This is a genomic window from Blastococcus sp. TF02A-26 (assembly GCF_003319125.1).
In the GTDB taxonomy this organism is placed as follows: Bacteria; Actinomycetota; Actinomycetes; order Mycobacteriales; family Geodermatophilaceae; genus Trujillonella.
In genome coordinates this window covers 90,670-112,242 of record NZ_QOHG01000015.1, presented here as the reverse complement: position 1 = coordinate 112,242, position 21,573 = coordinate 90,670, and the positions used below count along the sequence as shown (strand labels likewise).

General features: G+C 74.5%; 20 protein-coding genes and 1 riboswitch. Of the genes, 9 read left to right on the top strand and 11 right to left on the bottom strand.

All coding sequences use genetic code 11. The features are described 5' to 3' along the window. Window positions 1–153: 153 nt before the first annotated feature. Entirely contained in the window at window positions 154–2,331 is a 2,178-nt protein-coding gene (locus tag DQ240_RS16895) for a DEAD/DEAH box helicase (RefSeq protein ID WP_233498783.1), read from the bottom strand. Window positions 2,332–2,554: 223 nt separating this feature from the next. Continuing rightward, window positions 2,555–3,817 (bottom strand): amidohydrolase family protein, encoded by a 1,263-nt coding sequence (locus DQ240_RS16890; RefSeq protein WP_113840781.1) that lies wholly within the window; start codon window positions 3,815–3,817, stop codon window positions 2,555–2,557. 140 nt (window positions 3,818–3,957) lie between these two features. On the opposite strand from DQ240_RS16890, the gene DQ240_RS16885 reads away from it, so the two are divergent. Together DQ240_RS16885 and DQ240_RS23695 are read left to right on the top strand one after the other, a co-directional pair. Further along, complete coding sequence (locus DQ240_RS16885) at window positions 3,958–4,572, top strand: TetR/AcrR family transcriptional regulator (protein WP_113840780.1); 615 nt, start codon at window positions 3,958–3,960, stop codon at window positions 4,570–4,572. A gap of 10 nt (window positions 4,573–4,582) precedes the next feature. Continuing rightward, window positions 4,583–4,723 carry a hypothetical protein gene (locus DQ240_RS23695; protein WP_199589366.1) on the top strand — a complete coding sequence of 47 codons (141 nt, stop codon included), beginning with the start codon at window positions 4,583–4,585 and terminating at the stop codon, window positions 4,721–4,723. Between the two features lie 12 nt (window positions 4,724–4,735). On the opposite strand, the gene DQ240_RS16880 is transcribed toward DQ240_RS23695, so the two are convergent. Further along, window positions 4,736–5,182: a helix-turn-helix domain-containing protein gene (locus DQ240_RS16880; protein ID WP_113840779.1), complete on the bottom strand. Its 447-nt coding sequence runs from the start codon at window positions 5,180–5,182 to the stop codon at window positions 4,736–4,738. Between the two features lie 83 nt (window positions 5,183–5,265). Here DQ240_RS16880 and DQ240_RS16875 point away from each other — a divergent pair, with 83 nt between their 5' ends. Together DQ240_RS16875 and DQ240_RS23345 are read left to right on the top strand one after the other, a co-directional pair. After that, window positions 5,266–5,766: a GNAT family N-acetyltransferase gene (locus DQ240_RS16875; protein WP_113840778.1), complete on the top strand. Its 501-nt coding sequence runs from the start codon at window positions 5,266–5,268 to the stop codon at window positions 5,764–5,766. Window positions 5,767–5,785: 19 nt separating this feature from the next. Further along, window positions 5,786–5,929, top strand: a complete 144-nt coding sequence (locus DQ240_RS23345; protein WP_158548756.1) for a hypothetical protein — start codon at window positions 5,786–5,788, stop codon at window positions 5,927–5,929. Window positions 5,930–5,953: 24 nt separating this feature from the next. Here DQ240_RS23345 and DQ240_RS16870 read toward each other — a convergent pair whose 3' ends face one another. Further along, window positions 5,954–6,787, bottom strand: coding sequence for an ABC transporter permease (locus DQ240_RS16870; protein WP_113840777.1), 834 nt, complete (start codon window positions 6,785–6,787; stop codon window positions 5,954–5,956). Further along, complete coding sequence (locus DQ240_RS16865) at window positions 6,784–7,755, bottom strand: ATP-binding cassette domain-containing protein (RefSeq protein WP_113840776.1); 972 nt, start codon at window positions 7,753–7,755, stop codon at window positions 6,784–6,786. The genes DQ240_RS16870 and DQ240_RS16865 overlap by 4 nt, the downstream gene beginning before the upstream one ends. Window positions 7,756–8,010: 255 nt before the next feature. Here DQ240_RS16865 and DQ240_RS16860 point away from each other — a divergent pair, with 255 nt between their 5' ends. Both DQ240_RS16860 and DQ240_RS16855 read left to right on the top strand, forming a co-directional pair. After that, complete coding sequence (locus DQ240_RS16860; RefSeq protein ID WP_113840775.1) at window positions 8,011–9,831, top strand: helicase-related protein; 1,821 nt, start codon at window positions 8,011–8,013, stop codon at window positions 9,829–9,831. Window positions 9,832–9,971: 140 nt separating this feature from the next. Beyond that, a complete protein-coding gene (locus tag DQ240_RS16855) occupies window positions 9,972–11,006 on the top strand; it encodes a porin PorA family protein (protein ID WP_158548754.1) in 1,035 nt (344 codons plus the stop codon). A gap of 38 nt (window positions 11,007–11,044) precedes the next feature. Here the strand turns inward: DQ240_RS16855 and DQ240_RS24445 are convergent, their stop codons facing one another. Beyond that, window positions 11,045–11,254 carry a hypothetical protein gene (locus DQ240_RS24445; RefSeq protein WP_113840773.1) on the bottom strand — a complete coding sequence of 70 codons (210 nt, stop codon included), beginning with the start codon at window positions 11,252–11,254 and terminating at the stop codon, window positions 11,045–11,047. A gap of 216 nt (window positions 11,255–11,470) precedes the next feature. Here DQ240_RS24445 and DQ240_RS16845 point away from each other — a divergent pair, with 216 nt between their 5' ends. Both DQ240_RS16845 and DQ240_RS23690 read left to right on the top strand, forming a co-directional pair. Then, entirely contained in the window at window positions 11,471–12,400 is a 930-nt protein-coding gene (locus DQ240_RS16845) for a hypothetical protein (RefSeq protein WP_113840772.1), read from the top strand. A gap of 327 nt (window positions 12,401–12,727) precedes the next feature. Beyond that, window positions 12,728–12,994 carry a WhiB family transcriptional regulator gene (locus tag DQ240_RS23690; protein WP_233498785.1) on the top strand — a complete coding sequence of 89 codons (267 nt, stop codon included), beginning with the start codon at window positions 12,728–12,730 and terminating at the stop codon, window positions 12,992–12,994. 15 nt (window positions 12,995–13,009) lie between these two features. On the opposite strand, the gene DQ240_RS16835 is transcribed toward DQ240_RS23690, so the two are convergent. Genes DQ240_RS16835 through DQ240_RS16815 form a run of 5 tightly spaced genes read right to left on the bottom strand, consistent with a single transcriptional unit; the run spans window position 13,010 to window position 19,155 of the window. Continuing rightward, window positions 13,010–13,951 (bottom strand): NAD(P)-dependent oxidoreductase, encoded by a 942-nt coding sequence (locus DQ240_RS16835; RefSeq protein ID WP_113840770.1) that lies wholly within the window; start codon window positions 13,949–13,951, stop codon window positions 13,010–13,012. Next, window positions 13,948–16,434 carry a SpoIIE family protein phosphatase gene (locus DQ240_RS16830; protein WP_113840769.1) on the bottom strand — a complete coding sequence of 829 codons (2,487 nt, stop codon included), beginning with the start codon at window positions 16,432–16,434 and terminating at the stop codon, window positions 13,948–13,950. Before DQ240_RS16830 ends, DQ240_RS16835 begins: the two co-directional genes overlap by 4 nt. A gap of 42 nt (window positions 16,435–16,476) precedes the next feature. Next, window positions 16,477–17,361 (bottom strand): crotonase/enoyl-CoA hydratase family protein, encoded by an 885-nt coding sequence (locus DQ240_RS16825; RefSeq protein WP_113840768.1) that lies wholly within the window; start codon window positions 17,359–17,361, stop codon window positions 16,477–16,479. A gap of 28 nt (window positions 17,362–17,389) precedes the next feature. After that, the gene (locus tag DQ240_RS16820; RefSeq protein WP_113840767.1) at window positions 17,390–18,214 is read right to left on the bottom strand and encodes a TSUP family transporter; all 825 of its coding nucleotides are present in this window, start codon (window positions 18,212–18,214) and stop codon (window positions 17,390–17,392) included. Window positions 18,215–18,222: 8 nt separating this feature from the next. Further along, window positions 18,223–19,155 (bottom strand): hypothetical protein, encoded by a 933-nt coding sequence (locus DQ240_RS16815; protein WP_113840766.1) that lies wholly within the window; start codon window positions 19,153–19,155, stop codon window positions 18,223–18,225. An 11-nt stretch (window positions 19,156–19,166) separates the two neighbouring features. Continuing rightward, window positions 19,167–19,328: riboswitch (cyclic di-AMP (ydaO/yuaA leader) on the bottom strand. Window positions 19,329–19,725: 397 nt separating this feature from the next. Between DQ240_RS16815 and DQ240_RS16810 the strand changes: the two genes are divergently transcribed. Continuing rightward, window positions 19,726–21,567 (top strand): phosphoenolpyruvate carboxykinase (GTP), encoded by a 1,842-nt coding sequence (locus DQ240_RS16810; RefSeq protein ID WP_113840765.1) that lies wholly within the window; start codon window positions 19,726–19,728, stop codon window positions 21,565–21,567. The last annotated feature ends 6 nt before the right edge of the window (window positions 21,568–21,573 follow it).

Here is a 21,573-nt window from a genome sequence, read left to right as displayed (position 1 = left end):
GACCCAGCGCCGCGGACACGTCCTCGACCTCGCGCGGCGAGACCCCGCGCCGGACGGCGCCGGGAGGGGATGCAGGGGGCACACCGACTCCTCGGCACGGTCGGCGCCCCCGCCTGAGCGCGGCCGAAGGGGGCTTCCCCCGACGGGGTGAGGTCAGGCCGCCGCCCGGGCCTCCAGGGCGTCGGTCAGCATGGCGACGAGCGCCTCGAGCTGGACGTCGGCCGAGGAGAAGACCTCCTCGTCGGAGCCGTCGAGCGCCCGGGCCGCCAGGCCCGCCTTGCTGTCGATGAGCTCGGCGATCCGGGAGTCGATGGTCTGCGCGGCGAGGATCCGCCAGGCGGTCACCGGCTCGGTCTGCCCGATCCGGTGGCTGCGGTCGATCGCCTGCGTCTGCTCGGCGTCGGTCCAGGACAGCTCCGCCAGCACGATGTTGGACGCCACCTGGAGGTTCAGCCCCACCCCGGCGGAGGTGAGCGAGCAGACCGCCACCGCGACCTCGGGGTCCTCGACGAAGGCGTCGATCTGCTTCTGCCGCACCGACGGCGTCTGGTCGCCGCGGATCGACGAGTAGCGGATGCCGAGCTTGGCGAAGGTCTCCTCGGCGGTGTCCATCACGTCGATGTGCTTGGCGAAGAAGACGACCTTGCCGGCGCTGCGGGCCAGCTGCGCGGCGTAGTCGGCGGCCAGCCCCGCCTTCGCCTGGCCGATCCGCCGCATCATGCTGAACACGTTCTCGCCGGTCGTCTTCGTGCTCGTGTCCTTGAGCTCCCAACCGGCCACCCGGCGGACGAGCTCGCGGTCGATGCCGACGACGTCGTCGGCCGACGACCGCGCCGCGAGCGCGCTGTCGTACCGGGACACCAGCCGCCGCGACAGCTCCTTCTCGGCGGCGCGGATGGACCGGCCGGCCTTGTCGTCGAGCTCGACGGGCAGGTCGGCGATGCGGCGGGCAGGGATGTCCGCGGCGACGTCGACCTTGCGGCGGCGGACGATCCCGGTGTCGATCACGCACTGCCGCGCGGCCGGGTAGAAGGCCGGGTCGGCAGGGGTGAGCCCGGTGTCCTCCAGCCGCTCCATGAGGTCGCCCAGCGGCTTGGAGTCGTCGATCCAGCCGAGGAACTGCCAGATCGCCCGGAAGTCGTCGATGTCGTTGATCAGCGGCGTGCCGGTGAGCGCCATCAGCAGCGGCCGCGGGGTGCGGGCGCGGATCCGCTCGGAGAGCTCCAGCACGTGCTGCGAGCGCTGCGAGGTCTTGTTCTTGATGAAGTGCGCCTCGTCGACGACCATCCCGCGGAAGCCGAAGGTCCCGATCCAGCCCACGTGCCGGTCGAGCACCTCGTAGTTGACGACGACGATGTCGGCGAAGGCGTCGATGGTCTCGCCGTTGCCCTGGATGACCGTGGCAGGGCGGTGCGGCACCCAGCGGCCGGCCTCGCGCGCCCAGTTGGTCTTGACCACGTTCGGGACGACGACGAGCAGCGGGTAGGCCTGCGCCATCTCCGCCGCGAGCAGCGACTGGGCGGTCTTGCCCAGGCCCGGCTCGTCGGCGAGCAGGAAGGTCCGGTGCCCGTTGGCGGCCGCGGCGACCAGCTGCGCCTGGTGCGGCATCAGCTCCAGGCCCGGCGGAAGGATCCGCGGCGCGGGCTCCGGCAGCGGCATGCACGCCGGTGCGCCGCCGCCGGCCCGCTCGAAGGAGGCGAACAGCGGCTCGAGCAGCTCCCACCCGGCCAGCCGCCGGGGCCGCACCTGGGCCGGGCGCGCGGCGGAGAAGTCGGGAGCGAGGAACGGGTTGGCCAACTGCCGGGACACCACCGACTGCGGGACGACCCGGCGCTCGGGCACGGGCGCGACGGCGGGCACCTCGGGCTCCGGGGTCTCCTCGACGACCGGCTCCACGCCGCCGGCCCGCAGCATGTCCCGGGCCAGGGCCCGGGCGCCGTCGGAGACGACGGCGTCGTCGGCCAGCAGCGCGAGCAGGGCGGAGTCGCGGACGGCGGTGGTGGCGAGGATGGTCGCGATGCCGTCGAGCCGCTTGAGCTGCTCGGTGCGGCGGGCGTCGCCGATCGTGTCGTCGGCCCGGACCCGGGCCCGCTCCTCGCGCAGCATGAGCGCGATGGCCTGGAACTTGGTGCGCACGTCGGCGGTCACGCGGTGCCGCTGGGCGGCCGCCTCGACCTCGCGGACGGCGCGCGCCAGCACCGACACGACGTCGGCGGGCTGGCGGTCGCGCCGCTGGTTGCGCGGGGCCGCGCGGCGCGCGCCGCTGGGGCGCTGCCCGGGTCGGGCCACGTACTCCTCCTTCGAACTGCCCGGCGGCGGCTGCGGCGGCATGCCGCGACCGTCCTCCGGACGGGACGGACGACGTCCCGGAACGGCTCCCCGGGGACCGGCGGGTCCCGGAGGGACCCGGCGCGGTGCCGGTGCGGCGGGCCCACGGACGATGCCCGGATCGGGAGAGCCGTACGCACCATCATGGCGCACGACACGGACGACACGACCCCCCGTGCCACCCGGCAGGAGGGGTCGTGTCGTCCGAGCGCCTCTCGGCGGTGCCTCAGCGGGCGCGCTGCCGCAGGTCGTAGAGCTTGCGCCACTCGTGCTTGGAGCGAATCTGCGTGTCCACGTCGGGCGACAGCGCGCGCAGGGCGCCGACCGTGGCGTCCTCCCGGGCGATGTGCTCGAACGGGTCGAGACCGAAGAACCGGGTGGTGTTCTGCCAGAGGATCTGGTGCATCTCGTCGTCGGGGACGCCGGCGCCCGCCATCTCGGCGTGCACGAACTCCGGGGCGTTGGGCCAGATGGCGTCGGAGTGGGGGTAGTCGCACTCCCAGGCGATGATGTCCACCCCGATGTCGTGCCGGACCTTGAGTGCGGTCGGGTCCGTGACGTAGCAGGCCAGCGAGTGCTCCTTGAAGATCTCGCTGGGGAGCTTGCCGCCGAAGTCGTGGCCCAGCCAGCGTTGGTTGGTGTAGTGCCGGTCGCAGCGGTCCAGGTAGAACGGGATCCAGCCGATGCCGGCCTCGGACCAGGCGATCTTCAGGTCCGGGTACTTCGTCATCGCGCCCCCCCACAGCAGGTCCTGCGCGGCGAACGTGGAGACCTGGGTGGCCAGGATGATGAAGTTGTCCAGCGGCGCCCCGGGTGCCCCGTTGATCGCGCCGAACCCCTGACCGATGTGCAGGCAGACGACGACCTCCAGCTCGGAGACCTTCTCGAAGAACGGGCCCCAGTACTCCAGGTCGTGGTAGCTGGGCAGGCCCTGGATGTGCGGCAGCTCGGGCATGGTGACGGCCCTGACGCCCTTGGCGGCCACGCGCTCCACCTCGGCGACCAGCGCCACCGGGTCCCAGACCGGCATGATCGCGCACGGGATCATCCGGCCGGGGTACGCGGCACACCACTCGTCGACGTGCCAGTCGTTGTAGGCCTTGAGCATGATCAGAGCGAGGTCCTTGTCCTTCGCCTCCTGGAAGTAGCGCGCGCTGAACCCGGCGAACGACGGGAAGCACATCGAGGCGAGGATGCCGTTGCGGTTCATGTCCTCGATGCGCGCGTGGACGTCGTAGGCGCCGGGCCGCATCTCGGCGAAGGTCGCGGGGTTGAGGCCCCACTCCTCGTTCGGCCAGCCGACCACGGCGTTGAGCCCGATCGTGCCCATCGAGTTGCCCTGGAACCACCACTTCTCGTAGCCGTTCTCGTCCACGATCGACTTCGGCGCCTGGTCCTTCCAGCGCTCCGGCACGTGGTTGGCGAACATGTCGGGCGGCTCGACCACGTGGTCGTCGATGCTGATCATGATCATGTCCTCGACGTCCATGACCCGTCCTCTCCCGCGATGTAGTCAACTGACGACTTGGACGGTAGAACCGGTCGCGCGGACAAGTCAACAGATGACTACATCGAGCGGCGGCGGACTACGCTGACCGCTCCGGCAGGACGACGACGGGCGGAGGTCCGGTGACCGAGGACGACCAGGCGGGGCCGGCGGACGGGCCGCGCCGCCGCGACGCGGCCGCGACCCGGGAGGCGCTGCTGTCCGCGGCGCGGTCCCTCATCGCCCGGAACGGCGTCGCCGCGGTCAGCACCCGGGACGTCGCGGCGGCGGCGGGCGCCAACCAGGCGCTGGTCTACCGCTACTTCGGCTCCAAGGAGGCCCTGCTCGTCGAGGCGCTGGCGCAGACCGAGCCGGACAGCACCATCGCCGACACCCCGCTGCCCGACCTGCCGCACACTCTGCTGCGCCGCGCCCTGGACCCCGACGCCCCCGCCGAGACCCGGGCGAGCAGCATGGCCACGCTCGTCGCCGGTGCCGGCCAGGAGCTGGTCCGCACCATCGCCCGCGACCGCATCCACGCCGGCTTCACCACCCAGCTGGCCGGTCGGCTGGGCGGGGCGGACGCCGAGCTGCGTGCCGAGCTGGTGGCCGCCCTCCTGGCCGGCGTCGCCTCCCTGCGCGACCAGATCGGCACCCGTGCCATCGCCGGCGCCGATCTGGACCTGCTGGCCGGCTACGTGGACCGCATGGTGGCCCCGCTGCTGGTTGACTCGACCCATGGTCGAGCCAGTACCTGAGCCGGAGCCGTTGATCGATCCGACCGAGCCGGTGCCCGACGACCCCGGCGAGCTCCTCCCCGACGCGCCGGAGCCGCTCCCGCCGCCGCCGATCGAGGCGACGCCGGAGGACCCCGGTGGCGACCCGGGCGGGGTGCCCGAGCCCGCCTGACCGGCCGGTCGCTCAGCCGCGGCGGACCGAGGTCACGTCGCGCACCCCGTCGACGGGGTGGCCGGCGTCGCACGTGAGGGTCAGGTGCACCCGGGCGCCGCAGTCGCGGTGGTCGATCTCGAGCGGTGCATCGCCGTCGGCGAGGTACCGGTCACCCCACTCCATGAGGGAGACCAGGGTCGGGAAGAGGTCGATCCCCTTGCGGGTCAGCCGGTACTCGTGGCGCTGCCGCTCGCCCTCGGCCTGGTACGGCACCCGCCGGAGGATGCCCTGGTCGACGAGGCCGGCCAACCGGTCGGTCAGCACCGCCTTGGGGGCGCCGAGGATCCGCTGGAAGTCGGCGAACCGGCGCACTCCGAGGAAGGCCTCGCGCAGCACCAGCAGCGTCCACTTCTCCCCGACGACGGCCAGCGTCCCGGCGACGGAGCACCGGGACCGGTCCAGCAGCAGTTCGCTCACGACGAGAGCATAGACACCCTGAGTTCGCTTGACGAACCTCCTCCAGAGGAGCAGAGTTCAGGTCACGAACTCAGGAGGCTCCGATGCACCTGCCCGTGGCGACCCGCCCCATCCGGGACGACGACCTCCTGCGCCTGGTCCGGCTCTGGCCACGCCTGTCACCGGAGACCCGCTACCGCCGCTTCCACGCCCCGGTGCAGACGTTGCCGCCGGCCGCGGTCCGCCGGCTCGTGCACGTCGACCACGACACCCGGGAGGCCGTCGTCGCCCTCGTCGCCGACGAGGTGGTCGGCGTCGCCCGGTACGACCGCTCCCCCACCGACCGCGGCTCCGCCGAGCTGGCCGTCGTGGTGGAGGACGACTGGCAGGGACTCGGCCTCGGCCGCCAGCTGATGCGCGAGGTCGTCGCCCTCGCCGCCGTCCGCGGTGTGCGCCGGCTGACGGCCGACGTCCAGGAGGACAACGTCCCGGCGCTGCGGCTGGTCGCCCGGCTCCTGCCCACCGCGTCCGTCGAGTGCGAGGACGGCATCTGCGCCGTCGACGGCTCGATCGGCACCCCCCGACCGGCCCTCGTGACCGGCTGACCCCTCGAGAGGACCCACCATGTCCAGATTCCGTACCGCGTTCGCCCGCGCCCGCGCCGACCGCGCCCACCTGCGCGCCGAGCGCGCCGTCCAGCAGGCGCTCACCGGCGCCCCCACCGTCGAGACGGCCCACGAGCTGGCCGCCATCTCCGCCCGGCGCTGAGCCCCGGCCGGCCGGCGGACCGGGTCAGCGGCTCCGGTACAGCCGGGTGGTGATGGGGAGGAACACCGCGGCCAGCGCCGCGGCCACCACCAGCGAGACGACGATCGCCACGCCGTCCGGCTCGCCGTCCATCAGCGACCGCGACGCCGTGGCCAGGACCGAGATCGGGTTCACGTCGACGAACGCCTCGAGCGGTCCCGGCAGCGTCGCGGGGTCGACGAAGACGTTGGAGAGGAAGGTGAGCGGGAAGATCGCCATGAAGCCGGCGTTCATGACCGCGTTGGGCGAGCGCATCAGCAGGCCGAGGACCGAGAAGACCCACGACAGGCCGAACGAGAAGACGACGACCAGCGCCAGCGCGGCGATCGCGCCGACCGCGCCGCCGTCGGGCCGGAAGCCCAGCGCGACGCCGACGACGATGATCACCGTGCCGGCGACCACGTAGCGGACGCTGTCGCCGAGGAGCGACCCGAGCAGGGGCGCCGGCCGCCAGATGGGCAGCGAGCGGAACCGGTCGACGACGCCCTTGGTGAGGTCGGTGTTCAGCGAGACGCCGGAGTAGACGGTCGTGAACAGCACCGACATCACGAGCATGCCGGGGAGCGTGTAGTCCAGGTAGGCGCTGGTCGAGCCCGCGATGGCACCGCCGAAGAGGTAGGTGAACATCAGCAGGAACATCACCGGGGTGACCGTGGCGTCGAGCAGCTGCTCGGGCACGTGCTTGACCTTGAGCATGCCCCGCCAGCCGAAGGTCAGCGCCGCCGAGAGCGGGCCCGGCCGCTGCGGCCGCGGGGTCGAGGAGATGGCCCGCCGGACGGCGGCGGTGTCGGTGCCCGGGGCGCTGGTCGTCGCGGTCATGCCACGTCCTCCTGGAGGGTCTCGTCGTCGGCGGTACGGCCGGTCAGGGCGAGGAAGACCTCGTCGAGGCTCGGCTGGTCGAGGGTGAAGTGCGCCAGCGGGATGCCGGCCCGGGCCAGCTCGGCGACGCCGACCGCCGCCCGCTCGGCGTCGGCCGGGACCGACAGCGCCGCCGGATCCGGGTCCAGGACCACCGCTCCGACGGCGCGCTCCAGGAGCTCGGCCGCCTCCGCCCGGCGCGCGCCGTCGAGCAGCCGGATCCGGAGTGCGCCGGTGCCGACGGAGGCCTTGAGGTGCCCGAGGGTCCCCTCCGCGATGACCCGGCCCCGGTCGATGACGGCGATGCCGTCGGCGAGCTGGTCGGCCTCCTCGAGGTACTGCGTGCAGAGCAGGATCGTCGTCCCCTCCGCGACCAGCGCCCGGGCGATCTCCCAGACCTGGTTGCGCGAGCGCGGGTCGAGCCCGGTGGTCGGCTCGTCGAGGAACATCAGCCGCGGCGTGACGACGATGCTGGCGGCGATGTCCAGCCGCCGGCGCATGCCGCCCGAGTAGTGCTTGACCAGCCGGCCGGCGGCCTCGGCGATGTCGAACGCCTCGAGCAGCTCGTCGGCGCGGGTGCGGGCCGCGGCCCGCGAGTAGCCGAGCAGCCGGCCGAGCAGCACGAGGTTCTCCCGGCCGGTGAGCTCCTCGTCGACCGAGGCCAGCTGACCGGTGAGGCTGACCAGCTCCCGGACCGTGTCGGCCTCGGCGACGACGTCGTGGCCCAGGACGCTGGCGCTCCCCGAGTCCGGGGCGATCAGCGTCGCCAGCATGCGGATCGTCGTGGTCTTGCCTGCGCCGTTCGGCCCGAGCACGCCGTAGATGGCCCCCGCGGGCACGGCGAGGTCCACCCCGTCGACGGCGCGGGTGGCGCCGTAGGACTTGCGGAGGCCGCTCGCCTCGATCGCGAGCGTCGTGCCTGTGGCCATCGGGACCTCGCCTGGACTCGTCGGAGCACGTCTGGGAGTGAGGACCGAATCTGCGCCCCGGACTCACCGGGTGGCGAGTCGTTTTCTCCTCGACGGCGAGGATCGGGCCTCGAGCCGACTCGAGGTCAAGCCCCCTGCAGCCAGGCGAGGAGCACGGGTCCCGAGGCGCTCCGGGCATGGATCGGGCGGTCCCGGCGTTGCCCTGTGCAACTGTTACCGGCGCACGCGCGGCGAGCGCTCCCTGCCGGTCCGCCCATGATCCCCGAGGACGTCCCCCTGTCTGCGAGTTCCCCCCAGTCCCCCACCGCCCGCCGCCGGGAGCGCTCCGCCGCCGACCGGCCCCTGTCCCCGCACCGCGCCGCGGCCCGCGAGGAGCGGCTGGCCCAGCAGACCTGGGTCGAGGGCGCCGCGCCGACGCTGCCGGTGCGCGAGGTGCGGCCGGAGCACGTCGTCTTCCACCTGGGGCCGACCAACTCCGGCAAGACCTACGAGTCGCTGCAGGCCCTGGCCGCCGCCGGCTCCGGCGTCTACGCCGCACCGCTGCGCCAGCTGGCCCACGAGGCCTACGAGAAGCTGTCCGCCGTCCTGCCGGCCGGCACCGTCGGGCTGTCCACCGGCGAGGAGGAGATCGAGCCGTTCGCGCCGATCGTCTGCTGCACCGTGGAGAAGGCCCCCATGCGCGGTCGGCTGCTGGTGCTCGACGAGTCGCACTGGATCGCCGACCCCGAGCGGGGCCACCACTGGGCCCGCCTGGTGCTCACCGGCGAGTACCAGGAGATGCACCTGATCTCCGCCGCCGAGGCCTACCTGCTGCTCAAGCCGCTGGTCGACGACGCCGAACAGGTCACCGTCGTCAACCACAAGCGGCTGTCCCGGCTCGACGTGCTGCGCGCCCCGGTGAAGCCCGCGACCGTGCGGCCGCAGACCCTGGTCGTCGCCTTCTCCCGCAAGAACGTCTACGCCGTCGCCGCCGAGCTCGACCAGCACCGCCCCGGCAAGGTCGGCGTCCTCTACGGCGCGCTGCCCCCGATGACCCGCCGCGAGGTCATCGAGCGCTTCACCACCGGCGAGTTCGAGGTCCTGGTGACCACCGACGTCATCGGCCACGGCATCAACGTCCCGGCCACGACGGTGCTGTTCGCCGAGACGACGAAGTTCGACGGCGAGCAGGTGCGCCCGCTGCGCAGCTGGGAGACCGCCCAGATCGCCGGCCGCGCCGGCCGCTACGGCCTGACCGGGCACGGCTCGGTCGGGGTGCTGACCGGCGTCCAGGGGCTGCGGCCGAGCGTGGGCCTGCTGGAGACCGGTGCCGCCGTCGCCCGCGGCGACGCGATGAGCGACCTCCCCAAGCGGGCACCGCGGCTGCGTCCGGAGCTCGAGGACCTCGGCGCGTCCGAGGCCGTCGACCTGCCCGAGGCGCTGACCCGCTGGATGGCGTGGGCCCGCGCCGCGACCCGCGACGAGGCCATGACCGCCGACGACGTCACCAGCCTGGTGCTGCGGGTGCACGCCCTGCTGCCCCTGCTGCGCGGGCCGCTCGGCGCGGTCGGCGACCTGCAGACCGTGTGGCGGCTGGTCAACCTGGCCATCGACTACAACCCGCCCCGGCGCACCCGCTGGCTGGTGCTGGCCAAGGCGGCGCTGCAGCACGCCGCCGGGCAGCGGGTGGACCCGGAGACGATCCTCCCCGACGTGCCGCGCGGCGGCTCCGTCGAGGACTACGAGCAGGCCGCCGCGGCCGCCCGTGACGCGCAGACCCTGCTCCGGCAGTTCCCCGGCGTCGCCGGCCTGGACAGCGACGACGCCGCCTGGGTCGAGGAGGAGTGCGCCGAGATGATCAGCGAGCTGCTCCCCGACGCCATCGCGCTGGGCCGGTCCGGGAAGTGCGCCGCCTGCGGCACCGCGATCGCCCCCTGGTTCACCACCTGCCGCCCGTGCAGCGCCCCCGCCGGGCGCGGCGGCGGAGCGCGGGACCGCCGTCCCGCCGGCAGCGGCCGCCGGGTCGCCGGCCGTGCCGCGGGACGGGCCCTGGGAGGCCGGCAGGGCGGTCCGCGCGGCCGCTCCCGCCGCGGCTGACCCGCCCCTGTAGCGCCTGTCACAGGCCCCCTGTGGGGCACACCACAGAAGTTTGCACCCAGTGCACCCGGTGGCGGCCGCCACAGGACCGGCGCGCAGACTCGGGGCCGTTCCACTCGTCCGACCCCGGAGTCCCGCTCGTGAGACTGACCCGCTCCTCCCTCGTCCTGGCCGTCGTCGGCGTGCTGTTGATCGTCGCCGCCGCGGTGGTCCGGTTCGTCGTCGTCCCGACCGTCACCAAGCTGCCGGAGGACCTCGACGTCACGCTCCGGTTCGAGGGCACCTACAACGGCATCAACCCGGCCGCACTCTCCGGCGGCGACGTCGCACTGCTCGCGCAGGACGTGCCCATCGAGGCGACCCGGCGCGTCCAGGCCGAGTCGTCCGACGGCGACACCGAGATCGTGTCCCGCACCGACACCCGCACGGTCGGCGACGGCGAGGCCTCGGTGACCGAGGTGCGCTTCAACGTCGACCGCGAGACCGCCGAGGCGCAGCCGGCTCCCGACGGCGCCGAGGACGTCACCTCGGCCGAGGGGCTGGTGTTCACCCTCCCCGTCGACCCCTCCACCGAGGAGGGCACGTACGAGTACTGGGACCAGTACACGCTGCAGTCCGCCCCCGTGACCTTCGAGGGCGAGGAGACCTTCGGCGGCCGCGACGTGTACCGCTACGAGTCCGTGGCCGACGGCGAGCTCGCCGACCCGGCGGCCCTGGGCCTGCCCGCCGCGCTGCCCAAGGCGCTCGCCGGGCTCGCGCCCGGCCTCGCCGAGTCGGTGGACCCGGAGCTGACGGCGAACCTGGACGCGGTGCTCGCGACCCTGCCCGACGAGGTGCCGATCGACTGGACGTCGCGGACGACGACCTACGTCGACGCCGACCGGGAACTCGGCGCCACCATCGCCGGCGGCAGCACCCAGGTGATCACCGGGACCCTGGACTTCGGCGGCTACCCCGTCGTCGTCGAGTTCGCGACGATCGACATCTACTCCACCGACGACTCGATCGACGAGCGCGGCAGCGAGGTGGGCGACCAGTCCGGCCTGCTGAACCTGGTCGGCACGGTCCTGCCGATCGTCGCCCTGGTCCTCGGCCTGCTCCTCCTCGCGCTGGCCGCGGTCCTCGCCGTCCGGGCGGCCCGCCGCACCGGCGGGCGCCCCGCCCACCAGGCCTGACCCCGCCGCCGGCCCCGGGCACGCCCCGGGGCCGGCGGTCAGGTGGTCGGGCCGTGGCGACGCTCCGAGCGCGCCTGCAGCAGCGCCTCGAGCTCGGGCCGGTCGGCCCGCCCGCCCCGCAGCGCCGCCACCAGGGCGACCACCAGCGCGAGGGCCAGCACGAGCAGCACGACCCCGGCGACGGCCTCCCAGCCGAACAGCGGCGAGACGGTCATCTCGCCGGGCGGCGGGGGCGGGACATCGGCCATGGACCCGATCGTGCCCGCCCCCGGAGCCGCCGCCCATCCCCCGACAGCGGCCGTTCCACGGCGAACCGCATCACGCAGCGCGACCGCCGGCGGCCGCCCGCCCCCGAACGGGTGCGCCCGCCCCGCCCGCCGGGTGGTCCCTCCCCGGACAACCGCCCCCTCCGCCCGGCCCGCCGTAGCGTCGCCGTCTCCGGACGACCGCGGAAGGAGGCGGAGATGACCCTCGAGCTCGAGGCGACCGCCGACGGGCGCCCACGCCCGAACGTCGCCGGCGACCTGGCCGACGTCCTCGACGCCGCGCCGATGTTCAGCCGCGCCGTCGGCGGCTACGACCGCTTCCAGGTCGACACCTACGTCCGCTGGGCCGAGGACGAGCTCGCCACGGCCGACCGCGAGCGCGAGCACCTCATGACCCTGCACCTGCGCACGCAGGCCGAGCTCGACGAAGCCCGGCAGCGGCTCTCGCACTCCGCGGGCGGCGACGAGCTCCTGCAGCTCTCGCACCGGATCGGCACGATGCTCGCCGCCGCGGCGGACCAGGCCGAGGGCATCCGCGCCGAGGCCCGCGCCGACCGTGCCGCCACCGCCGCCGCGGCCCGGCGCGCCCTCGCGCGGGCCGAGCACGTGCTGGCCGACGCCGAGGCGACCGGCCGCCGACTGGTGGACCGGGCCACCGCCGCCGCCACCGGCGTGACGGCCGACGCCGCCCGCGCCCTCGCCGACGCCGACGCGGTCCGGTCGGCGGCGCGCGCCGAGGCGGCGGCCTGCCGCGCGGAGCTGCGGCTGCTGGCCGAGCGCGCGGCCGCCGACGCCGACGCCGTCCGCCGGCGCGCCGGCGAGGACGCGGCCGCCGCGCTGCGCCAGGCGCGCCAGGAGGTGGTCGGGCTGCTCGGGACCGCACGGGACCAGCGCCGGCGGGCCGACGACGCGGCCGCCGCGGTGCGCGACCGGCTGGACCGGGAGGCGGCCGGGCGCCGCGCCGGCCTCCTGGCGGAGATCGCCGGGCTCGAGCAGCGGCGGGCCGCGCTCCGCGCCGAGCTTCCGGCCCCGTCGGTGGCGTCCCCTCCCCCCGGCGGTCCGGCGGCGGCCCTGCGCCGGGTCGCCGAGCGCGTCCGGGGCCGCCGCGCCTCGCTGCACGCCTCCTGACCGACACGCCGACGGGTGCCCAGGTTCCGACAACCGGACGGAGCCGTTTCGTGGGATCTCGGGGATGCGACGCCCGATCTCGTTTCCGTAACGTCACGGACAGCAGCCAGGGCGTACCCCTCCGTCACACACGGAGACCGCGCCACGCACCGTCCCGAGGAGCTTCCCGTGCCTTCCTTCTCCCGTTCCCACCTCAGCCTGATCACCGACGGTGACGGGTACGACGCCGGCTACGGCGCCGACCAGCAGGCCCCCACCGCGTGGACCTTCGCCCCGGCCTACGACGAGTACGCCTTCGAGGCCTACACGCCGCTCGCGGTCGACGAGATGCCCGCCTCCGCGTGGGCCGACGCCGACGCCGGCGAGGAGCCGTGGCGGATGGACGCCCTGTGCGCCGAGACCGACCCCGAGGCGTTCTTCCCGGAGAAGGGCGGTTCGACCCGCGAGGCCAAGCGCGTGTGCACCGGCTGCACCGTCCGCGCCGAGTGCCTGGAGTTCGCCCTCGCCAACGACGAGCGGTTCGGCATCTGGGGCGGCCTGTCCGAGCGCGAGCGCCGACGCCTGCGCCTGCAGCGCCGCGAGCTCACCGCCTGAGCCGTCCCGACCGCGTCAGCGGTCGACGACGTTGCGGAGCTCGCGTCCGGCGAGCAGCGCCGCGACGTTGGCGGCCACCAGCTCGTCGGCACCCACCGGCCGGCCACCGGCCGCGTGCGGCGTGAGGAGCAGGTTCGGCGCGTCCCACAGCGGCGAGTCCGCCGGCAGCGGCTCGGTCGCGGTGACGTCCAGCGCGGCACCGGCGAGCCGGCCCGCCGCCAGGGCCGCGACGAGCGCCGCCTCGTCGACGGTCGAGCCCCGGCCGACGTTGACCACGTGGGCGTGCGCGGGCAGGGCCGCCAGCCGGTCGGCGTCCAGTGCCGACCGCGTCGCCGGGGTCGACGGCAGCACCATCACCAGCACGTCGGTGCGCCGCAGCTCGTCGTCCAGCCGGTCCTCGGCGACGACGACGCAGCCCGCCCGCTGCCCGGCGCTGCGGGCCACCCCGCGCACCGAGGCGCCCAGCGAGCGCAGCACCGGCGCCAGCGTCGAGGCGATCGCCCCGAACCCCCAGATCAGGACCCGCGCCCCGAGCAGCGTGGTCACCGCGCCCTCGGGGTGCAGCGGCTGCAGGCCGCCCAACTCCCGGTCCCACCGGTGCTCGGCCTGCGCCCGCGCCGCGGCCGGCAGCCGGCGCACCAGGGACAGGACGAGCGCGAGGGCGTGCTCGGTCACCGTCGGGCTGTGCAGCCCCGCGCCGGAGGTGATCACCACGCCCGGAGGGAAGCCGGCCGCGAGCACGGCGTCCGGGCCTGCCGCCAGCGACTGCACCCACCGCAGCCGCGGCATCCGGTCGGCCACGGCGGCGAGGGAGGCCACCGGACTCCCCCACACGACCAGCGCCTCGGCGTCGAGGTGCTCGTCGGGTACCGGCGCCGCGGCCGCGTAGGTCACCGCGGTCACGCCCTCGGGCAGCTCCGGGGCCAGGGGCAGCGAGTCGGGCAGCAGCAGCTTCACGGGGTCCCCTCGGGTGGTGTCGTCCGCCGGGGCCGGACGGCGACGAGGGCGACGTCGTCGTCGGAGGAGCCGTCGAGCAGCCGGTCGAGCAGGTCGTCGCACAGGTCCTCGAGATCGAGGTCGGCCCGGTCGGCGAGCGCGGCCCGCAGCCGGTCCAGGCCGTGGTCCAGGTCGCGGTCGCGGCGCTCGACCAGCCCGTCGGTGTAGAGGACGAGGAGACCGCCGGGGGCCAAGGTGGTCTCGTACTGCCGCCGCGGGGCCGTGTCGTCGACCCCCAGGAGCAGGTCGCTGCGCCGGCCGGTCAGCGCGGACACGCCGCCGTCGGCGCCGACCAGCATCGGCGGCGGGTGACCGGCGTTGGACCACCGGACCCGGATGGCGCCCGGCTCCTCCTCGTCCGGCTCGAGCTGGACGACGACCGCGGTCGCCGTGGTCGGCCCCATGCGCAGGGAGGCCATCGCCTCGTCGACGCGCTGCAGCACCTCGGCCGGACCGCCGCCGGTCGTGACGGCGATCGCCCGCAGCATGGCCCGCAGCTGACCCATCGCGGCCGCGGCCTCCGTGTTGTGCCCGAGGACGTCGCCGATCGTCACGATCGTGCTCCCGCCCGGCTGCGGGAACGCGTCGTACCAGTCGCCGCCGACCTGGGCCGCCGCGGTCGCCGGCGTGTAGCGCACCTCGATCTCCAGGTGGGCGTTGTGCTCGGGAGCGGTGAGCAGGGACCGCTGCAGCCCCTCGGCCAGCTGGCGCTGCTGGCGGTAGAGCCGCGCGTTGTCCAACGCGAGCCCGGCGCGGCCCGCGATGTCCTCGGCCGTGGCGAGCTGCTCGGCGGTCAGGCTGCCCCGCTCGGATCCGGTGAAGAGGCTGAGCAGGCCGACCGTCCGGTCGCGCCCGCGCAGCGGCAGGACGGCGAAGGACTCCGGTGCCAGCCGGCGCAGCAGCTCGTGGGACAGGCCGGGGGCCAGCACCTCCAGGATCCGGTCCGTGGCGTCGGCCCCGAGCACCACCGGACGGCCGGTGCCCAGCGCCCGGGCGACGAACGACGCCTCGGTCAGGGCGGGGATGCGCTCGCGGGCGTACTCGGCGACGACCGGCTGCAGCTCGGGGTCGGCGTGGTGCCAGCCGACGTCGCGCAGCCCGCGCCGGGGACCGGACTGCCAGTCCTCCCCCACCAGCGTCACCAGGCACCAGTCGGCCAGTGCGGGGACGACCAGCTGGGCCAGCCGGGCCACCGCCTCCTCCGCGTCCAGGGTGCCGGTCAACCGCGCGGTGACCGAGGCGAGCAGCTCCAGCCGCTGCTGCTGGCGGATCCGCTCCGTGACGTCGAGGAAGTACAGCGACAGCCCGTCGGCCCGCGGGACCGCCCGCACCTCCACCCAGACGTCGAGCGGGTGCGGGTAGTACGCGTCGAAGGCCACGGGCTCGCCGGTGGCCACGGCGCGGCGGAACCGGGTCTCGAACTCCGAGCCGACGGTGGCCGGGAACGCCTCCCAGACGGTGCGGCCGAGCACCTCCGAGCGCTCCCGGCCACCGATCCGCTCGGCGGAGGCGTTGACGTGCGTCATCACCCAGTCGCGGTCCAGCGCGATGAACGCCACGGCCAGCCCCTCGAGGAACTGCGCGGCCCGCTGCATCGGCTCCCGCTGCGCGGTGCTGTCGGAGGCGACGCCGACCAGCCGGGGTCCGCCCCCGTCGTCGAGGACCCGGCCGCGGGCGTTGACCCACCGGTGCGTCCCGTCGGCCAGGACGATCCGGTACTCCGCGTCGTAGTCCCCGGCCGTGTCGAGGGCGGTCCGGACCCGGGCGACCACGTCCCGGACGTCCTCGGGGTGCACGTGGGCGTACACGTCCTCGGGCCGGCCGGTGAACGACGCCCGGTCCATGCCCGAGAGCTCGAGGAGCCGGTCGTCGACGGTCAGCACCCCCGTGCCGAGGTCCAGCTCGAACGTGCCGACCCCGGCGGCGTCGGCGGCGAGGTCCCACCGGGTCCGGTGCGCGTGGGAGTCGGCGGCCACCGCGGAGAGCTTGAGCTCGGAGACGACGGCGTGCGCCAGCTGCTCGAGGACCCGGACGTCGGCGGCCGACCAGTCCCGCGGCGCCACGTCGAAGACGCACAGAGCGCCCAGCGGCCGCCCGGCCGGATCCGTGAGCGGCACCCCGAGGTAGGACCCGACGACGCCGGAGGTCACCGGCGGCAGGCCCGAGACGCGGTCGTCGCTCGATGCCTCGGCGACGACGAGCGGTCCCCCGAGGTCGGCGGTCACCGTGCAGAGGGAGTCCTCGAGCGGTCCCCGGCTGCCGACGGCGTCGCGGGCCACCCCGGCGCCCCCGGCGACGGTCTGCACGTCGGTGAGCAGCGACACCTGGGCCGATCCGGCCCCGAGCAGCCCGGCCGCGAGGTCGGCGAGCCGGTTCAGGGCGTCGGTGCGGCCGGAGCCGGTCCAGGTCCGGTTGCTCCCGGATGCCGGGACGCCCTGTGCCACGACCGCCGATGCTAGTGCGGGTCCACCCGGGAGCTCAGCGCGTCACCGGCCACGCCACACCGGTGGGCGCTTCTCGGCGAAGGCGGTCGAGCCCTCGCGGGCGTCCTCGCTGGTGAAGACGGCGTCCGTGAGCTCCGCCTGCCGGTCCCAGCCCTCGTCCCAGCGCCAGTCGGCGGTCCCCCGGGCCACCGCCTTGGTCGCCGCGACCGCGAGCGGGCCGTTGGCGGCGACCGTCGCGGCGAGCTCCAGCGCCGCGTCCAGCGCCCCGCCGGACGGGGTGACCCGGTTGACCAGGCCCATCTCCGCCGCCCGCCCGGCGGTCACCGGCTGACCGGTCAGCAGCAGCTCCATGGCCAGCGCGTACGGGATGCGCCGCGGGAGCCCGAGGGCGGCACCGCCGATGGCCACCAGCGAGCGGGTGACCTCCGGGACGCCGAGCCGGGCGTCCTCGGCGGCGACGACCAGGTCGCAGGCCAGCACCAGCTCGAAGCCCCCGGCGAGCGCCCAGCCCTCGACCGCCCCGATCAGCGGCTTGCGCGGCGGGGTCCTGGTGATGCCGCACAGGCCGCGGCCCTCGATCGTCGGGCGCTCCCCCCGCAGGAAGGCCTTGAGGTCCATGCCGGCGGAGAAGGTGCCGCCGGCGCCGGTGAGCACGCCGACCCGCAGGTCGTCGGAGGCGTCCAGCTCGTCGGCGGCCGCGGCGACCGCGCGGGCGACCCGCGCATCGAGCGCGTTCTTCGCCCGCGGCCGGTTCAGCGTGATGACCAGCACGCCGTCCCGCCGGTCCACCAGCACCACGTCGTCCTGCGCCGAGTCCTGCGCCACGTCGTCCTGCGCCGAGTCCTGCGCCACGTCGTCCTGCGCCGAGTCCTGCGCCACGTCGTCCTGCGCCGAGTCCTGCGCCACATCATCTGCGCGATCGTCCATCCACCGATCCTGTCAGTCCCCCGCCGGGTCAGCCGACCAGCGGCCGCAGGTTCTCCGTCCAGACGTCCCAGCCGACCCGCACCACGAGGGCGCAGACGACGACGAGGAACGCGATCCGGATGAACCGGCTGCCGCGGGCGGTCGCCGTCCGGGACCCCAGGTAGCCGCCGAGCACGTTGGCCGCCCCCATCAGCAGCCCCAGCCCCCAGAAGACCGACCCGTGCGGCACGAAGACCAGCAGCGCCCCGAGGTTGGTCGCGACGTTCACGATCTTGGCCTTGGCGCTGGCGTTGAGGAAGTCGTAGCCGAGCAGCGAGACCATGGCGAACACGAGGAAGGAGCCGGTGCCGGGCCCGAGGACGCCGTCGTAGAAGCCGATGACGGCGCCGATCCCGACCGCCGTCCCGTGGTGGCGGCGGCCGCTGTGCCGCAGCGCCGTCACCTCGCCGAGGGACGGGCGCAGCAGCGTGAACAGCCCGATGCCGACCAGGGCCACCACGATGACCGGCTTGATCACCTCGGCGGGCAGCAGCGCCGCGACCGAGGCCCCGGCCGCGCTGCTCAGCAGGGCCACGCCGGCCATGGGGAGGGCGGTGCGCAGGTCGGGGCGCACCCGGCGGCCGTAGGTCACCGCGCTGGTCGTGGTGCCGAAGACCGAGGACAGCTTGTTGGTGGCCAGTGCCTGCACCGGGCTGATCCCCGGCACGAGCAGCAGCGCCGGCAGCTGGAGCAGCCCACCCCCGCCGACGACGGCGTCGATCCAGCCCGCGGCGAACGCGGCGATCAGCAGGAGGGCCAGGGTGGCGGCCGTCAGGCCGGCGGGGACGAACGCTGCGCCGAGGGCGTCCGTCATCCCACCTCCTAGCGGTAGTTCACGTGCACGTGGTCGAAGTGGTTGGCGGTCGCGCTGCCCCGGTCGGACATGGTCGACCACGAGCCGCCGGGGGACTGCAGGATCCGCTGCTCGTAGATGAGGTAGTCCACGCCGAGCTCGTCCCAGTGCGCCACGTGGTAGGCGACGATGGCGTTCCCGAGCGACCGGTTCGACATCACCATGTAGTCCAGCGCGTTGCCCGACGGGTGCCCGCCGGGATCCGCGGCGCTGGGGCGGGTCCCGCCCAGGGTGATGGAGCCGGCGCCGGCCACGTTGCTGACCACCGCGTTCGCCGCGGCCTGCACCCGCGCCGAGACCGGCCCGGCGCTGTTGCTGATCCGGGCCACCGCGCTGGCGGCCGTGCCGCCGGCCACGGCGACGCCCCCGCCGCCGCCGCCGGACACCTCCGCCTCCGCGGCTGCCTCCGCCTCCGCCTCGGCGGCGGCCGCGGCGGCCCGGGCAGCGGCCTCCGCCTCGGCCTGCGCAGCGGCGGCAGCGGCGGCCTCGGCCTCGGCGCGCTGCCGGTCGAGCGTGGCCTGATCGGCGTCGGCCTGGGCCTGCTGGGCCGAGGCCTCCGCGGCCTCGCGGCTGCCGCGGCTGGCGGCCAGCTGGGACAGCGGCTGCAGGTCCGGCTCTGCCGGGACCGGGCTGGTCTGCGCGGTGATGCCGAGCGCCTGGGCGACGCTCACCGACGCCGCGACCTCCGCCTCGGCCTGGGCCGCCGGCTCGACGCCGACCCAGACGTTCACGAGGACGGCGCCGGCGGCGGCCACCCCCAGGTAGACGCCGGGGCCCCGGCGCGGCGCCGTCGACCGGCGGGCCGACCGGGACCGGGCGGGCGGGGCCTCGGCGAGCGGCGCGGTCGGCGGTGCGGGGTCGGTGGAGGCAGGACTGGGCAGGGCGGCGGTGCGGTGGTGCATGGAGGGGTGGCTGCTTCTTCCGTCGGCCGCCTACCGAGTTAGCTGACGGGTTCGGGCGGGAAGCAGCCCTACCGGCTCCGGACGGGGTCCGGAACGGGATTCACCCCAGTACTGCGGTGGGTCCCCGGCTCGCTCGCGAGGATCACTCGCGGGCGACTCGGCGGCGTCCGCCGGGCTCCCCGGATGGAGAGGTGAGGACCGGCCGGACGCGGCAACGGTAGACGCGTTATCGAGTCGTGACAATGCGGACGGTTCGTCTCTGGGGACCTCCCCGGCGTGTCCACCGCACCGGCCGACGACGTCCGTGCAGGCGAGCCGGAGGCGCGGACACGCAGCTGTGCTGATCACCACACTCCCGGGCCCCGCACAGACGTTCTGGACGTCTTCCACGCGGAGATTGGCCACATTCTCCCGCACGGAGGCGTGCAGGAGAAGGCCGGAACGGGTGACGGGGGGCCCACTGCCGTCAACCGGCCCCGGCGACATCGGTAAGTTGCCGACCCAAGCGGGCCCCAGCGCGCACGTCGGGTGGCGCGGTGGAGGCATGTCCCGCAGAGGAGAGGGTGAGTCGTGGCATCCGTTGACGCCGTGCTCGACGCAGCAGGGGTGAAGAACAGTCGCGTCCGCGACTTCGTCCGCCAGTGGGCCGAGCACACGGGGGCCGCCCGGGTCGAGGTGGTCAACGCCTCCGACGACGCCCGGCTGATCCAGGAGTCGCTCGAGGCCGGTGAGCTGCTGCCTGCCGGCGAGGGCCGCTACTACTCCCGCAGTCACCCCAAGGACACCGCGCGCTCCGAGGAGCGCACCGTCGTCGCGACGAGCAACCCCGACGACAAGGGCGAGTACAACAACTGGCGCCCGGCGTCGGAGATGCGCCCGATGCTCGAGGAGCGGATGAAGGGCAAGTCCGCGGGCAAGACGATGTACGTCGTCCCCTACGTGATGGCCCCGCCCGGGTCCCCGCTGGAGTCCTACGCGACCGGCGTCGAGCTGACCGACACGCGCACCGTCGTCCTGCACATGAACCGCATGGCCCGCGTCGGCGTCGAGTACGTCAACGACCTCGAGGACCAGGACAGCTTCGTCCGCGGCGTGCACGTCACCGGCGACCTGGACAACCTGGGCCAGGGCACCGCCGAGGACCAGCGCTACTTCGTCACCGTCGCCGACGAGCGGACGATCCTGCACTACGGCTCGTCCTACGGCGGCAACGCGCTGCTGGGCAAGATCGCGCACGGTCTGCGCCAGGCGACGTACGACGGCTGGGCCTCGGGCAAGTTCCTCGCCGAGCAGTTCCTGCTCCTCGGCATCACCGACAAGCAGACCGGCCGCACCTACCACGTCTGCGGTGGCATGCCGAGCGCGTCGGGCAAGACGAACCTGGCCATGATCCTGGCGCCCGACGCCCTCGGTGACCGCTACCAGGTGCACTTCTACGGCGACGACATCGCCTGGCTGTGGGTCGACGACGAGGACGGCCGCGTCTACGCGATCAACCCCGAGTACGGGGCCTTCGGCGTCGCCAAGGACACCAACGAGGTCACCAACCCCACCGCCGTCGAGGCCATCGCCCGGGGCACCGGGACGATCTTCACCAACGTCGCCTACAACGAGCAGACCCAGGACGTCTGGTGGGAGGGCAAGAGCAAGAACCCGCCGGCCGACGTCACCGGGTGGCGCGACTGGAAGGGCGAGCTGATCTCGGAGCGCTCCGAGGAGGAGAAGGACGCCCCCTGGGCGCACCCGAACAGCCGCTTCACCACCACGCTGGCCAACATCCCGAACATCGCCCCGGACTACGAGAACCCGAAGGGCGTGCCGGTCGACGCGATCATCTTCGGCGGGCGCACCCGTGACCGGGAGCCGCTCGTCCGCGCGATCACCGACCTCGCCGAGGGCGTCTACGACGGCCTCACCCTGGGCGCGGAGGCGACCTTCGCCGCCGAGGGCACCGAGGGCGTGCTGCGCTACGACCCGATGTCGATGCGGCCGTTCATGGCCTACCCCGAGGGTGCCTACGCCGCGCACTGGCTCAAGGTCATCGGTGCCGCGAAGGACCAGCCGATCTTCGCCCACGTGAACTGGTTCCAGCGGGGCGAGGACGGCCGCTTCCTGTGGCCGGGCTACCGGGACAACCTCCGTCCGCTGCTGTGGCTGATGCAGCTGCGCAACGGCGAGGTCACCGGACGCCGGACCCCGGTCGGCATCGTGCCGCTCAAGGAGGAGCTCCAGCTCGAGGGCATGGACGACCTCCGCGAGGACGACCTGGAGACGATCCTGTCGATCGACACGCACCGCTGGCAGCAGGAGATGGCGCACCGCGAGCAGCACCTCTCGCTGTTCCGTGACCTGCCGCAGGAGATCTGGGACGCGCACCGCCGCGTCGCCGCAGCGCTGGACGAGCAGGCCTGACCCCGC

Bases quoted from the DNA above. Each gene is read 5' to 3' on its own strand.
- DQ240_RS16895 (WP_233498783.1), bottom strand. From the start codon at position 2,331: ATGCCGCCGCAGCCGCCGCCGGGCAGTTCGAAGGAGGAGTACGTGGCC.
- DQ240_RS16890 (WP_113840781.1), bottom strand. From the start codon at position 3,817: ATGGACGTCGAGGACATGATCATGATCAGCATCGACGACCACGTGGTC.
- DQ240_RS16875 (WP_113840778.1), top strand. From the start codon at position 5,266: ATGCACCTGCCCGTGGCGACCCGCCCCATCCGGGACGACGACCTCCTG.
- DQ240_RS23345 (WP_158548756.1), top strand. From the start codon at position 5,786: ATGTCCAGATTCCGTACCGCGTTCGCCCGCGCCCGCGCCGACCGCGCC.
- DQ240_RS16870 (WP_113840777.1), bottom strand. From the start codon at position 6,787: ATGACCGCGACGACCAGCGCCCCGGGCACCGACACCGCCGCCGTCCGG.
- DQ240_RS16865 (WP_113840776.1), bottom strand. From the start codon at position 7,755: ATGGCCACAGGCACGACGCTCGCGATCGAGGCGAGCGGCCTCCGCAAG.
- DQ240_RS16860 (WP_113840775.1), top strand. From the start codon at position 8,011: ATGATCCCCGAGGACGTCCCCCTGTCTGCGAGTTCCCCCCAGTCCCCC.
- DQ240_RS24445 (WP_113840773.1), bottom strand. From the start codon at position 11,254: ATGGCCGATGTCCCGCCCCCGCCGCCCGGCGAGATGACCGTCTCGCCG.
- DQ240_RS16845 (WP_113840772.1), top strand. From the start codon at position 11,471: ATGACCCTCGAGCTCGAGGCGACCGCCGACGGGCGCCCACGCCCGAAC.
- DQ240_RS23690 (WP_233498785.1), top strand. From the start codon at position 12,728: ATGCCCGCCTCCGCGTGGGCCGACGCCGACGCCGGCGAGGAGCCGTGG.
- DQ240_RS16825 (WP_113840768.1), bottom strand. From the start codon at position 17,361: ATGGACGATCGCGCAGATGATGTGGCGCAGGACTCGGCGCAGGACGAC.
- DQ240_RS16820 (WP_113840767.1), bottom strand. From the start codon at position 18,214: ATGACGGACGCCCTCGGCGCAGCGTTCGTCCCCGCCGGCCTGACGGCC.
- DQ240_RS16815 (WP_113840766.1), bottom strand. From the start codon at position 19,155: ATGCACCACCGCACCGCCGCCCTGCCCAGTCCTGCCTCCACCGACCCC.